The organism is candidate division Zixibacteria bacterium HGW-Zixibacteria-1, assembly GCA_002838945.1.
Classification (GTDB): Bacteria; Zixibacteria; MSB-5A5; order GN15; family PGXB01; genus PGXB01.
Window position 1 is genome coordinate 62,818 of the sequence record PGXB01000006.1, and the last position, 13,773, is coordinate 76,590.

The window sequence follows — 13,773 nt, forward strand, 5'->3', positions numbered from 1 at the left end:
GGTGCGGCACATATATTACGGCTGCCGGACTTTGTTCATTTCCTCTTCGGTTTCTCTGATATTTTCAAGCAATTGAGAGATGTTGGAAGGATCTTCACATTTAATACCCTGTTGCTTTTCAATTTGATATATGCAGAATGGATTATTAGCACGCTCCCCGCTGGCCGAAACCGAAGTGGTTGTGCAGCCGCCGCGGCAAAGCGGAAGATAGCGGCAATCATGGCAGAAACCGGTGGCGGTCTCTTTGGTAAACTTGCGATTGTAGGCGAACCCGTTAGGATTGTTCCATATTTCGGTAAATGAGGAGTTCCGAATATTACCTTCAACAAACTGCTCCTGCATCGACAGGCATCCCTTGACATTGCCGTTGGAGCAAATACCGGCCACCCTTGTTCCGGCATAACAACCCAAATATACATTATTCTTCCCAAGCAAATCATAGCCCATGCAGCCATAATAACCTATATTTTCACCGGCATTGATTTGGACGCGATCGTCTTTCTTCAGGTCGATGATTTTGCGGATAAAACGGGGATAATTTTCAAGCGACATGACCAATTCTCGACGGTCTTTCATTCTGCCGGTGCTGGTGGTCATCTGTATCCGCCACTGTTTAGCCCCGATTTTGACTAATATGTCATGCATGGCGTCCAGTTCATCCAGATTAATATTCGAAATCTGACTGACCACGCAATATGGGACACCCTCCTCAGTCATCATTTCCATGGCCCGAACAACCTTCGTCCAGCTGTCATCACGTTGCCTTATATAGTTATGCGTTTTCGCTGTCCCGTCGAAACTCACTCCGACATTGGTGAAACCGAGCTGCCTGAAATCATTGATAATATCTTTTGTAACGGCATAACCATTAGAGATAATATATGACTTCACCCCTTTTTCCACAACATGGGCGGCCAGTTCCCGCCAATCAGGGCGCAGCAGCGGTTCTCCGCCGGACAGGGTAAGTTCCTCACAGCCAAGCGCCGCCAGCTCATCGATAAGTCCAAATGCTTCCTGTTTCGAGAGCTCATCGGGGCGGATTTTTCCGGCCGAGGTCCCGCAGTGGAGGCATCTCATGTTACAGGCAAAAGTTATTTCCCAGACAACAGCCTTGGGATAAAATCTGAATTCCGTCATATCTACTCCTATACTGTGCTCTTGGCCTTTTGCTGCCGGGAGCGGGCAATTATATCAAGCATTTCCGGAAGCCTGTGTTTCCAGGTCCCGCACAAATTTTCCTGGGCAAGTTTGCGATCCTGCCGGCGCGAGGGACAGCCGCCCATGCAGATCGGCAGAATATCACATTCCCGGCAGGTGGAATCATTGAAGGGGTCGAAGTCGAAGAGCCGGGTAAAATTGGGATGGCTGTAATCAATTTTATCGGCGATATTACCCATCGATTTTTCCTTATTGCCGGTGTAACCCAGGCATCGGTACAAATCCCCCTCGGGATCGACTATAAATGAGTTGATCGTCTGCGCCATGCAATGAAAGGCGCATGGCCGAGGAATATAATTTATGGAAAATCCCCTGTCCAGTAAAAGGGAATAAAGTTCTATTTCAAGTTTCGAGAAATCACGGTTGCTGTAACAGCTTTCCGCGATATTTCCACAGACTTCGGATACCGGTTCCACCATTCCGAAATACAACCCGACGCGGTGTTTCAATCCGGCGTCGGAAAGCTCCTCCAGCATCTCCGAAATAATTTCGGACGTGAAGGTCATATCGATATTGACACGTATGGCCACCGCCATTTTCCCGGCGGCGTATTTGATATTATTTACGATTTTGGCAAAACTCTCGCCACCGTTCTTTAACGGTCGTTTCTTATTATGGAGTCTTGAAGGACCGTCAAGGGTTATTTGAACGCTGCCGACTTTTAAATCCGCAAACCTGTCAACCAAATCAGGCGTCAACAGAAGGCCGTTGGAAATCAACTGCGCCGTATAATCAAAATCATGCTTTTGGCCCAGAGACATGAATTTCTCAGACATCTGTTCGATTTTCCGATGGGCCAGCAGAGGTTCCCCTCCGAACCAGATAACGCCGAATCTATTGAGATAGCGCCCCTGCTCTTCCAGCAGTTTATATATTGCGCTGCTGACATCATCGGAGATAAGACCTTCTTTCTTACCCTCGTAACAATAGGCGCAGGCCATATTGCAGGCCATTGTCGGCGCAATGGTCATACCGAGTTCCGTCTGGTCATAACGATCGATCATATGCTGGAAATGTAAGATATCAATTTCTTCTCTCGGATCGTCATATACAAAGTTTCCGAACATCAATTGCCCAAGAAGAGTCTGCTCGTTTTCGGACAATGATTTTTCGCCATTCTCCTTGAGTTTTAAATAAAGCCTGTCCAGGACAGCTACATTTTCAGGTGTAAGGAGAGCCAATCCCCCGGAACGGGCATTATATGCAATATGATAACCATTGTGCCATGGCAGGATATGATTGTATTTTGATACCTTTTTCATCGGCAAGTTAATCCCTTAATTATTATACGGATACGGAAGGACGACAAGCGCCTTCCGTATCCCATAACTACTCTAATCAAATGGGTACTGGATCAATACCATAGAGAGGATACACTACATCCTTGCAGACCGGCGGTACATAAGTGTCACAGGTCAGCTTTTTGCAACCGCTTTTCGTAATTTCGCTTGGGTCGATCAGGTAAATCACAGTCTCACCTCCTCAACGATGTCTAGCAGTTATGCGTTTAATGTTGACTCACGCAACCTCACTGTTGACAGTATGCTGCGTTTTAAAATTGCATAGCACAAATATCCAAATAACTTATCAAGACAGGTAGGATCAAATTTGCGAGGCGCAGACCTAATATCTACACCCAAAAATCGGCAAGAATCTCGGGTTCAAGTGTTAAAATATTGTGTTGCAGTTAAGGCGCTCTCTACCTACCTCCCGCTTATTTATTAAATTTATACTAATCTTTTCTAATGTCAAGCCAAATATGCTCGCTTCTTTCCAATGCAGAAGAAGCCTATTTCCGAGTACGGAAATATCTTTCTTCAATTCACGCGGCTGTCTGATGTTACCGCAAAGTTTGCCTTGTCATTATAAATCGATTTCAGTACATTTATAGATGTCAAATACCTTTTAAGAGATTGGTATTCAATGGGAATGGGATTTCGACAAAAGAAGCACCTGGTTCGCGAAATGCTTGTGGCTCGGGATAATGAGGGAATAGTTCGTTGGGCAACGGCCGATCGGTCGGCCTTCCGCGTCTTGATTTCATTGTTGTTCGAACCGGAAAAAGTGAACTGTTATCGGGCGGCAGAGGTTCTGGGCAAGGTGGCCGCTGTCGAAGCGCGGAGCAACCTCGAAAATGTCAGGGAATTGCTTCGTCGCCTCTTTTGGACGATGAACGATGAATCCGGAAATATTTGCTGGTATGCGCCTGAGGCGATTGGAGAGATTCTATTCAATGTCCCTGATCTGTGTAGGGAGTTTTGCCCCATTTTGGCTTCATTTCTGAGCGAAGAACCGTTTGAAAGGGGAACCCGGCTGGCTATTGCCAGAATCGCCGAGTACAATCCCGATATTTTTGACGGTATAAAAGAAAAATTGTCAAAATCGCTGGAAAGTCCCGATCATGAAATAAGAGGGGCCTCATTGCTGGCACTGGCATTGATAGACAACCCGGCCGCACAAGAGGGGGCGCACCTTTTAACCGACGACGACCATCTCGTTGATATTTATGAAATAGAATCAGGGACTTTACTGAGTTTGAAGATCAGCGATCTGGCGGAGAAAATCAGCCAAAATAAAAATCCCCGCACCGGGACAGGAGGCGGGGATCAGCCTTAGCTTGCCTTAACGATAATATTAAATTACCGGCGGCTACTTGCCGCTGTTTTTATTTTTTAATTTATCCTTAAGCTGTTCTTTTTTAGCTGCTGCGACATCCTCTCTAATACTCGCGGTTTTTTCTCCAAAAAATGCAAATCGCAGCCAGTTAACCGCGAATTTCGACAGCTCGACATCGTCTGTCTTGATTTTACTTTTTGTTTCTTCATCAACTTCGAATTTGTTAAAAAAGCTGCTTTCAAAGACAAATCTGCGGAAGCGATCAATATCATAGCAGGCGGTAAAGAACATTTCAATCTGCTGCGGGTTAAGTTTATTCCCCTCCCGAAAGAAATGATGCGTCGTAATTTCCTTGAAGTACTCGCCGTTTTCGTTATATTCTTCGATACCCTGATTTTCCAGCCACTCGGCGACCGTGAATTCCTTGTCTTCGTTAAAACCCTTGCAGACATCTTCCTTCAGAAGGAAATAGAATTCTTCACTGACATCGCCGGCATCTTCACCGGGCGAGGCCAGTCCGAGCGGATACATCCGGCACGCCCAGGGGCGGTCCGGATACACGGTACAACCCTGTTCCGCCACAAAGGGACAGCTTTTTTTGGCATCGTCGTTCATTTTGAGAAGGAGTACCGGGAAGTGAAGATTCTTGTCAAAAGGGGAGATGGTATATTTTTTGAGAAGTTCGGTTGAAGCAATACCCAGATTTTGCTTGAGCCGGATAATATCGTAGGGAGTAAGGAATATGTTGACGTCGCCGCAGCAGGCATTGAAACAGGGGACGTTTTTATGGCATGAAAAAGTGAATTTATCCTCTTTTTTCAAGCGTGGATATTCCTTCAAAATATGCTCTTTGAATTTTTCGATTTCTCTCATTTTTTCTCCTGATCAACTATTATACCATCTTTAAGGGCGTCCCTGGACCAGACCGGCAACGGTCCTTCTTCACCTGTTTCGGGATCAAGCCGGTACCGATATGAGGCATTGACCTCATATTTGGAGCGCATCCAATCCCAGCCTTTGACGAAATACGGGCATTCATCGTTAAAACAAACGAATTGCACTTTTGACCCCCAGCAGACCATTTCGGGAACGGTCCAGGGGGCGAGTCTGGTCTGGCAGTGCGGACAATTGTACGTTTTTTCAGTCATACTCATTCCTTAACAGCCCCATAATCATCGTAAGATAACAGTCGGCGACCAAAAGTCAATCCGTTTAATAAAAACCTCCAGGCGCCTGATAAACAGCGCCTGGAGGAGTTCGCATAAGCGATTATCGGACGGGCTTAAGATCAGCCACCGAGAAGTTCATGCTCTTTCGGCTGAGGATAGACATGAAGCATCGGGCGTTTGATCATTTCCCATTCATTCTTAGCAGGATGCCATTTGCAGTTGGCGAAGCAGTGCCAGTTGTCCTCGTCCATTTTCGGGAAGTCGGCACGGAAATAATAACCGGGCCAACGGGTTTCCTGACGGAACAAGACGGTCCGGGCATGAGCTTCAGCCTGCCACATACGCTGAACATTTTCCCAGCAGCGCATCAGTTCATGCAGGTCGCGGGCTCCCAGTTGCTCGGCATCTTCTTTGAGATAGTTAAGCAGTTCGAGGGCGCGGTTGAGCTGCATTTCGTTGGTGGAGAACTGCGACGAAACACCGCCGACGTACTCATCCATGATCTTCTGCAGACGGAACATGAACATCTTGGGAATAATGTAGTTCGGGTTGGTGTCGGGATCGGTGGAAGCGCCCTGATTGTCCTTAAAGGTCTTCAGCGGCTTCAGAATGGCGTCTCTGAGTTTATCGATTTCGGCCTTGTTGATGTTCGGCAGAGTATTGTTTTCGAGGACGAATTTAACGGCTGCCTTGCCGACGATGCGGCCTTCCGCATGCGAACCGGAAGAGAACTTGTGCGAGGAGGCGCCTGAGGCATCACCGGCACAGAACATACCTTTGACGGTGGCCATATGATCGTAGCCCCAGAAATACTCGCTCTTGGTGTCCTTGCTCTGGATGTCTTCCGGACCGCTGACCCAGGCACCCGAGGCGCCGGAGTGAGAACCGATGAAATACGGTTCGGCGGCGGCGATTTCGGAAGCTTTCTTCTCCGGCTCCACGTTGGTGGCGGCCCAGAGAATGGCCTGCGAAATGGTCATATCAAGGAAGTCTTCCCAGGCTTCGGATTCCAGTTCTTTAAGTTTCTTCTTGGCCGCTTTTTCATCGCCGGCCTCGGCAACTATCTTCTGGATAGCTTCTTCGGTCCTCATATAGATGGGGCCTTTGCCATCCTTGATGTCAAGCATACCAAGCCAGTTACGAAGGTTAGCCGGGATCGGCTTGACCAGACCGTACGGCTTCCAATTCAGGAGCTCGTCGGTGCGTTCGACCATGTAGTTACCGCCCATGGCGTTGGTCGCACGGGATTTGAACAGAAGGAACCAGGCTCCAACCGGACCGTAAGCGTCTTTGAAACGAACCGGGATGAAGCGAACTTCCTGGCTGGTCATTTCGGCGCCGGCACGAATGGTGAAATAGGCCGATGAGCCGGAGTTCCACGGCGGATACCAGGCGCGGCCGAGACCTTCACCGGTACTGCGCGGTTTGAAGACGTGCACCGCGCCACCCATGGATACGATGGTGGCTTTGGCACGGAAGACATAGAATTTGTTCTCGCGAACCGAGAAGCCAACGGCGCCGGCGACACGATCGCCGTCAAGCAACGGCTCAACGATGAAGATACGTTCAAAATACTCACCGCCGGCTTCGGCCAAAGCGTTCTTGGCGGCTTCAGCGACGATGACTTTATAAGATTCGCCGTTAATCATCAGCTGCCAGCGGCCTTCATGCACATATTTGCCATCGGCATCCGTCCAGATGGGGAGTCCCCATTTTTCGAACAGGTGCACGGAGGAATCGACGTGGCGGGCAATATTGGCCACCAGATCCTCACGGGTGATACCCATCAGGTCCATGCGGACATAGTCAACGTAATCCTTTACGGTATTCTTGCCGCTGGGAAGATCGACATACTGGTTGATGGCCGACAGTCCCATAGCGACGGCACCGGAACGATCCATGGCCGCCTTGTCGACGACTGTAACCTTAAGATTGTTTTTCTTCGCCCAATAGCTGGCCTCGACGGCCGCACCGCAGGCTGCCATACCACCGCCAAGTATCAGCAGGTCAGTGGTAATTTCAACAGTTTCAAAATTTTCCATTACTATCCAACCTCCTGAAATTTACTTAATGGTATAGACTTCGGACAGTTTCAGTGCTTCCGGCTCCTGGGCCAGAATGTGATCATTCAAATTACCGTGAGAAGTGCCGTAACCACCGGCCGGCTTAGCCTTGCCTTCTTCAGTCGTTCTGATCGGGAATTTGAATCGCTTCAACATTCCATTACGGAACTTGACCGTCCACATGATGCTGTCGGTGCTGCGAAGCGGGGTAACCGAAGCATTCAATGGCACGAAGTCGGCATAACCGCGGATCTCGACTGCCTGGGTAGGGCAGATCTTGACGCAGTTATAGCATTCCCAACACATCTCCGGCTCTCTGTTGAAGGCTTTCATTTTGTCCTTGTCGAGAACCATAAGATCATTCGGACAGATATGCTGGCACGCGGTTTTGTCCAGTGCCTTGCACCCGTCACATTTTTCGGGATTCACAAAACTAGGCATTAACTACCTCCTAACTGAGTTTATAAATCAGCTTCGTGATGTATTTATTATTTCTTTTTATCCGCATCGCCGGTCGCATGGCCATGCAGTTTGACTTCAACCTTGTCTTCTTCCTTGATGCTGGCATAATATTCGCGAAGAATGGCCAGAACCTCGGGACGACTGAACTCGGTGGGGATGTCGCCGCCTTCGGATAATCCCTTGCGAAGAGCGGTGCCGCTCAGGAACAGACGATCTTCTTTACCATGCGGACAAGTCTTCATTGAAGCCATACCACCGCACTTGTAACACCAGAATGTCCAGTCGATAGGAAGCATCTTGCATTCAAGAGCGCCGTCCCACAGTTTGAAGAAGATTTCCTGTGCATCAAACGGACCATAATAATCACCGACACCGGCATGGTCACGGCCGATAATCATGTGCGTACAACCGAAGTTTTGACGGAAAAGAGCATGGAGGAGACCTTCACGCGGTCCGGCATAACGCATATCCAGCGGGTAACCGCCCATCACAACACGGTTCTTGTCGAAATAATTCTCGACAAGGGTGTCAATGCATTTGACGCGAACCTCGGCCGGAATGTCGCCCGGCTTAAGATTGCCGACCAGCTGATGGATATAAAGACCGTCGCTGACTTCAACCGCAATCTTGGCAAGATATTCGTGGGAACGATGCATGGGATTACGCAGTTGCAGGGCGGCGATTGTTTTCCATCCTTTTTCTTCGAAAATTTTGCGGCTCTCGGTGGGAGTCTGATAAATGCCCTTGAATTCCTTGGGGAAATAACTCTCCGAAAGAACCTTGACCTTTCCGGCGATGTTCCACTCTTTTTGAGCCATGACCATCTTGACACCGGGATGCTCCATGTCGGTGGTCTTGTAAACATGTTTGCATTCGAATTCTTTGTCGATCTTGTACGATTCGGAGACTTTCATCGTACCCATAATCTCATTTGTCTCGCCGGAGACAAGGCATATCTCCGTGCCGGGATCGATCTTCTTGTCGTGAGAGAGAGTCACGGGAATCGGCCAGAAGACACCATTGGTCATTTTCATATCTTGGCAGACACCTTTCCAGTCAGCCTGTCCCATGAAACCTTCCAGGGGAGTGAACCCGCCGATGCCCATCATGATGAGGTCACCGGTTTCGCGAGAAGCCATTACCACCTTGGGTAATCCTTGCGCTTTTTTCAATTCAGCTTCTTTCTCTTTTCCTTCGAGAAGCAGAATCTTCAGCGTGTCGCTTCCATGTGGAGAAATTAGTTTTGACATAATTCTTACCTGCTTTGTGTTAATTATCAGTAAACTAAAATTTCAATTCTGCATTAATTGTGATATAATTCACAAGCTTTGTCATCTATTCACACAGCATAGAATGTAACTTTTTTCACAAGCTTTGTCAAGAGGTAAAAGCCATTTTTTTGCGTTTTTTGCCCTTATTTTGTATCATTTTTCAATCGATTTATCAAGGGTGGCTGGCAGGATTCGAGCTTTGCCCTCTATCTGTAAATAGTTCATAGGGATAACGTTTTGAGTGTGATCCCCTGATGGTGCCGGACCGGGCTGTGGCTTCATGGTGAGCCTTTTCCTCCCAATAGGCTGCGTCGATGTCTAGTTGCCCCAAATTCAATTAAATGTCCGAATTTATGACTAAATTAGTAATATTAAATTCACCGCCTCTCTTATAATAGATTTCGATACTATTTGTGAAAAACTTAACTGACTTTGTGAAAAAAATAACAAAAAATCTTGACATATTTGATGCCTGTGCCTATTTTTAATCGGGTAAACCGGCATTATTGCCGATTTACCAACCAAAGATGGAGAGATATCAGATAAGGAGTGTGTAGTGGCCAATGGGCAGTTAATAGAACCCAATCTTCAATTTATACGCGATGTCAGAAAAGCCGGGGGAGACACTGTCAAAAGCTGCTACCAGTGTGCCACCTGCTCGGTGGTTTGCAGCCTTTCTCCGGCCGAAAAGCCATTTCCGCGTAAGGAGATGCTTCTGGCACAATGGGGCCAGACGGACCGCTTGATGGCTGATCCGGATATCTGGATGTGTTTTCAGTGCAATGACTGCACGCAGAAATGTCCCCGCGGCGCCCGTCCGGGTGATGTTCTTGCGGCCATCAGATCCTATATGTATAAAAAGTTCGCCTTCCCGTCATTTATGGGCAGGGCAGTAGCTTCACCAAAGGCCCTGCCGATCCTATTAATGGTACCGGTTCTTATTCTTGTGTTCGCCATATTATTTATGCCCAAAATCGGCCCGAATGGCGACGTCCTGTATCTGAGCAGCAGCACAATAGATTTTGACTACTTTCTCAGACATAGCTTTGTCGATGCTTTGTTCGTAGTAGGAAATATTATTATTTTTCTGTTTGCTTCCATTGGCTTTGTAAGATTCTGGAAAGGGCTGAAATCAAGCGGCTTTCAGTCGCAGATGTCCTTTATGAAGGCGCTGATTTTGACGGTAAAGGGAATTCTTGCCCATTCCAGCTTCTACGACTGTGATACCAATAAGCCCCGCGCCCTGGGACACCTTCTGCTTTTCTATGGATTTATCGGCGCCATGATCACCACCGGGGCGGTTTTTGTTTTTATATTTATTCCTCATTATCTGCATCTTCTCGGTCTGGAGCAGTTAAGCGCCTTTTTTGATTTACCGGTTAATTTGCCTCACCCCGTAAAAATACTGGGCGGTCTGAGCGGTCTGGCCCTGGTAATCGGCGGTGGCATGCTGATTGTCAGGCGCTGGCAGAACCGAGACAATGTCGGGGCCAACGGCTATGCCGATTATCTCTTCCTGTATATGCTTTTTCTGGTCGGCTTGACCGGCATGCTGTCCTGGGCAACTCGATTGACCGGGGTGCCTATGCTGGCCTATATTGTTTATTTTATTCATCTGGTCGTGGTCTTTTTCCTGCTATGGTATATGCCTTATTCGAAATTCGCCCATATGATTTACCGCACCCTGGCACTGGTTTATGCGCGAAGTATCGGGCGGACAGCCGGGAAATAGCAATTATGCCGATTGCCTTTATTACAGGCCGGCTATTGCCGGCCGGGTAAATATCGTTTGCCTAAGTCCAATTTAAATTGTATTTTAAAACGGCCCGGGATTACCCGGCCGACCTGCCTGTTCCGAGATACCCGGAAATAGCGGACAGGCGAATTTTTAACATAGTTGGGCCTCATTTTATAAGCTCATAGAGGTATCATTGATGAGGAGGTTGAGATGCCGGTTATAACAATCACACGCGGTTCCCTTAGCGCTTCCTATAAACTCACGCAGGGTCTTGCCAGGGAAATTCCCTGCCGGGCAATTTCCCGCGAGGAAATAATCGAACATGGCAAAAAATACGGAATTGAAGAATTCCTTAATGCGGCCAAGAGCATCATGGAAACCCGGCCGCCTCACTCGTGGGATCCTCACGCTGCGCAAATTCACCACTATCTTGTCATTTTCAAGGCGGCCCTGATGGATTTCGTCGCCGAAGGAAATATTATTTATCACGGGCTGCAAACCCATTACCTTTTGACGGATGTCCCTCGGGTGCTGCGGGTCAAGGTCGTGGCGCCGCTTGAATATCGCGTCAAGACTCTGACCGCCGAATCCAATTACAGCGAGGCGGAAGCCAGGGAGCATATTCAGTATGTGGATGCACAGCGGATTAGCTGGTACAAGTTCCTTCATGGCGCCGAATATGACGAAATGACGAATTATGATATCGTCCTGAATATGGAGAAGCTCAATCTCGATGCCATGGTGGAAATGATCGGCCTGCTTGTAAGAAAGCCGGAATTTCGAATTGATGCCGGCGCCATGAAACTGATCCATGATGCCCACATGAAGGCAAAAATCAGGGCATATCTGGTGCGGTCACCGAAAACCAGGGATATGGATATGACGCTTACCTGTGATTGCGAATCCGGCACCGTGAAAGTGAAATTCAATGCGCCGGGCCGTATGGCCGGTGAAAGGCAGAAAGACATCAAAGAGGCTCTTGCCGAGTTGGATATTATCAAAAATATAGAGATCACCGGGATCGATACCTGATCCCGTTCTCATTTCCAAAGCCATTCTAAAATATATTTTATAGACGCCCCTGTATAAACAGGGGCGTCAGTGTGTTTATTGCCTTTTTCCATTTTTGTTTTTACTTGACTGGAGGGCAAACGGCCGGTTATTATTTATTAATCAGTGAATAGGGTGTGATAGTACAAATTCATCAGTAAAGTAAAGGACGGGATGTATGGAAAAAGGCATAAAAGCACTTTGGAAAGAGGAAGATTGGTGGGCGGTCTGGATAGGCTTCTTTATTTTAATCGTGATTTTGACGCAGTCGGTGTCCCGTGAAGAATATCATGATAAAAGCGCCTGGTCCAAACTGGAAACCGCGCAAGCCGGGCAATCATGGGTGTTGTTTACCAATGATCTGTGCGTGGAGTATTTTTTCGATCAGTTCAATGACAGCCTGATCAATCGAAATAATTTTCAGTATGCCGCCGGTAATCATAAGACCGCCGAGGCGCTGGAAGCCAAAGGTGTTAAGGTAGAATTTATTCCAAAGGATTCCACCGATATGGCCCTGGCGCGCGGCTTAAGAAAAAATTATGACTTATCGCAGGCATCGGTGTTCCGGGTCAGGTGCAATATTATGGATAACACCATAAATGCCGAAATGAGCGAGAATGTCGGGCAATTTGTGTCGGTCATGGTATATAAAGTGGTGCATGGATTTCCGGTGATTCCGAAGGTCGGTAAATGGACAACCAATCCGCTCGATGCTTTGGCAAAATCGGGCAAGTCGTTGATTCCGTCGTTGCTTATATTAATGATTATCCTGGGTGTGCTGACCGCCATAGTCATCGGTGTCACCAAGCGACATAATGTCTTTAAGTATCTGCTGGCATTTGTTTTTATTTTCATCCTGGCTGTGATATCGTATTGGATGGCCAATCAGACCGAAATAAAATATTGGGGGTTGAGCTATGCCATGTGGGCGCTGCTGGTTGGTCTTCTGGTGTCGAATACGATAGGAACGCCAGGCTGGATCAAACCGGGTATAAACACTGAATTGTTTATTAAAATCGGTTTGGTACTCCTGGGTGCCGAGATTCTCTTCAAGAAAATACTTTCTCTGGGCGTCCCGGGGCTGATGGTCGCCTGGATTGTGACGCCAATTGTAATCATATTCATGTATATGTTCGCAGTCAGAGTATTGAAAATGAAAAATAAAAATCTGGCCATTATCATAGCCAGCGCCACCTCGGTGTGCGGCGTGTCGGCGGCGATTGCCGCGGCGGCGGCGTCGCGAGCGAAGAAAGAGGACCTGACTCTGGCCGTCGGAATGACCCTGATCTTTACGGTGCTGATGATGTTTTTCATGCCGCTTTTCATCAAATTCGTCGGAATGAACAAAATCCTCGGCGCCGCCTGGATGGGCGGGACGATCGATTCCACCGGAGCGGTTGTGGCGGCGGGGTCGATGCTGGGGCAGACCGCCGAGCAGGTGGCGGCGGTGGTCAAAATGATACAGAATGTCTTGATCGGCGTGGTCGCTTTTTTTATCGCGATTTACTGGGTTACCAAAGTCGAAGCCATCCCGGGGCATAAGGCCAGCGCCATGGAAATCTGGTACCGTTTCCCGAAATTCGTTATCGGATTTGTCGCGGCATCATTGTTTTATTCGTTTTTGGTGGTCCCGATGATGGGCGGCGATTTTCGGATGGTCGAGGCGATTATGATCGATCCGTTTTCGAGCGTTCTTCGCGGATGGTTCTTTTGTCTCGCGTTTGTGTCGATCGGTCTGGAGTCAAATTTCCGTGATCTGGCCAGTCGCATGGAGGGCGGCAAGCCAATGTATTTGTATGTTATCGGTCAGTCCTTCAATATGATTTTGACGTTACTGGTCGCCTGGCTGGCCTTTATAATATTATTCCCGAATGCGATATGATGAAAGATGTTGACGGCAAAATTAACAGGGAGCCATTGAAAAAAAGGCTCCTGAAATTTATGGCAGGCCTGTCGGCCATTGTTATTTTTTATATAATCCTTGCCGCCGGGACCACTCCGCCCGGAATATGCGGTGAAGTGTTAAGGCATAACCGCGCCAATAAGATCGATGCCTCACCGCTGTTTTACAGTGAAGTCGAAAACATACGCGAGCTTGAAGCCGCCGTCCGGGCGATGCGGGAAAAGGCGGATGAAGATATTGTGCTCAACAGAAGTATCGTACCGGATTAACCGGATTAATTGAT

At 48.0% G+C, this 13,773-nt stretch carries 12 protein-coding genes; 5 read left to right on the plus strand and 7 right to left on the minus strand.

Features of this window, described 5'->3' with window-relative positions:
- Positions 1-15: 15 nt before the first annotated feature.
- Positions 16-1,137 carry a hypothetical protein gene (locus tag CVT49_04090; protein ID PKK84317.1) on the minus strand — a complete coding sequence of 374 codons (1,122 nt, stop codon included), beginning with the start codon at positions 1,135-1,137 and terminating at the stop codon, positions 16-18.
- 8 nt (positions 1,138-1,145) lie between these two features.
- On the minus strand, positions 1,146-2,480 hold the full coding sequence (locus tag CVT49_04095; protein PKK84318.1) for a hypothetical protein: 1,335 nt from the start codon (positions 2,478-2,480) through the stop codon (positions 1,146-1,148).
- Between the two features lie 661 nt (positions 2,481-3,141).
- On the opposite strand from CVT49_04095, the gene CVT49_04100 reads away from it, so the two are divergent.
- Entirely contained in the window at positions 3,142-3,834 is a 693-nt protein-coding gene (locus tag CVT49_04100; protein ID PKK84319.1) for a hypothetical protein, read from the plus strand.
- Between the two features lie 33 nt (positions 3,835-3,867).
- Here CVT49_04100 and CVT49_04105 read toward each other — a convergent pair whose 3' ends face one another.
- The 5 genes from CVT49_04105 to sat all read right to left on the minus strand — a co-directional run bounded on the left by CVT49_04105 (position 3,868) and on the right by sat (position 8,778).
- Positions 3,868-4,707: a zinc/iron-chelating domain-containing protein gene (locus tag CVT49_04105; protein PKK84320.1), complete on the minus strand. Its 840-nt coding sequence runs from the start codon at positions 4,705-4,707 to the stop codon at positions 3,868-3,870.
- Positions 4,704-4,982: a hypothetical protein gene (locus tag CVT49_04110; protein ID PKK84321.1), complete on the minus strand. Its 279-nt coding sequence runs from the start codon at positions 4,980-4,982 to the stop codon at positions 4,704-4,706. The genes CVT49_04105 and CVT49_04110 overlap by 4 nt, the downstream gene beginning before the upstream one ends.
- Before the next feature lie 140 nt (positions 4,983-5,122).
- Positions 5,123-7,045, minus strand: a complete 1,923-nt coding sequence (gene aprA, locus CVT49_04115) for an adenylyl-sulfate reductase subunit alpha (protein PKK84322.1) — start codon at positions 7,043-7,045, stop codon at positions 5,123-5,125.
- 21 nt (positions 7,046-7,066) lie between these two features.
- Positions 7,067-7,507 (minus strand): adenylyl-sulfate reductase subunit beta, encoded by a 441-nt coding sequence (aprB, locus tag CVT49_04120; protein PKK84323.1) that lies wholly within the window; start codon positions 7,505-7,507, stop codon positions 7,067-7,069.
- Between the two features lie 47 nt (positions 7,508-7,554).
- A complete protein-coding gene (sat, locus tag CVT49_04125; GenBank protein PKK84324.1) occupies positions 7,555-8,778 on the minus strand; it encodes a sulfate adenylyltransferase in 1,224 nt (407 codons plus the stop codon).
- Between the two features lie 523 nt (positions 8,779-9,301).
- Between sat and CVT49_04130 the strand changes: the two genes are divergently transcribed.
- The 4 genes from CVT49_04130 to CVT49_04145 all read left to right on the plus strand — a co-directional run bounded on the left by CVT49_04130 (position 9,302) and on the right by CVT49_04145 (position 13,759).
- Complete coding sequence (locus CVT49_04130; GenBank protein PKK84325.1) at positions 9,302-10,531, plus strand: heterodisulfide reductase; 1,230 nt, start codon at positions 9,302-9,304, stop codon at positions 10,529-10,531.
- Positions 10,532-10,747: 216 nt separating this feature from the next.
- Positions 10,748-11,569 (plus strand): hypothetical protein, encoded by an 822-nt coding sequence (locus CVT49_04135; protein PKK84326.1) that lies wholly within the window; start codon positions 10,748-10,750, stop codon positions 11,567-11,569.
- 196 nt (positions 11,570-11,765) lie between these two features.
- On the plus strand, positions 11,766-13,469 hold the full coding sequence (locus tag CVT49_04140; GenBank protein ID PKK84327.1) for a putative sulfate exporter family transporter: 1,704 nt from the start codon (positions 11,766-11,768) through the stop codon (positions 13,467-13,469).
- Positions 13,469-13,759 carry a hypothetical protein gene (locus CVT49_04145; protein ID PKK84328.1) on the plus strand — a complete coding sequence of 97 codons (291 nt, stop codon included), beginning with the start codon at positions 13,469-13,471 and terminating at the stop codon, positions 13,757-13,759. Before CVT49_04140 ends, CVT49_04145 begins: the two co-directional genes overlap by 1 nt.
- The last annotated feature ends 14 nt before the right edge of the window (positions 13,760-13,773 follow it).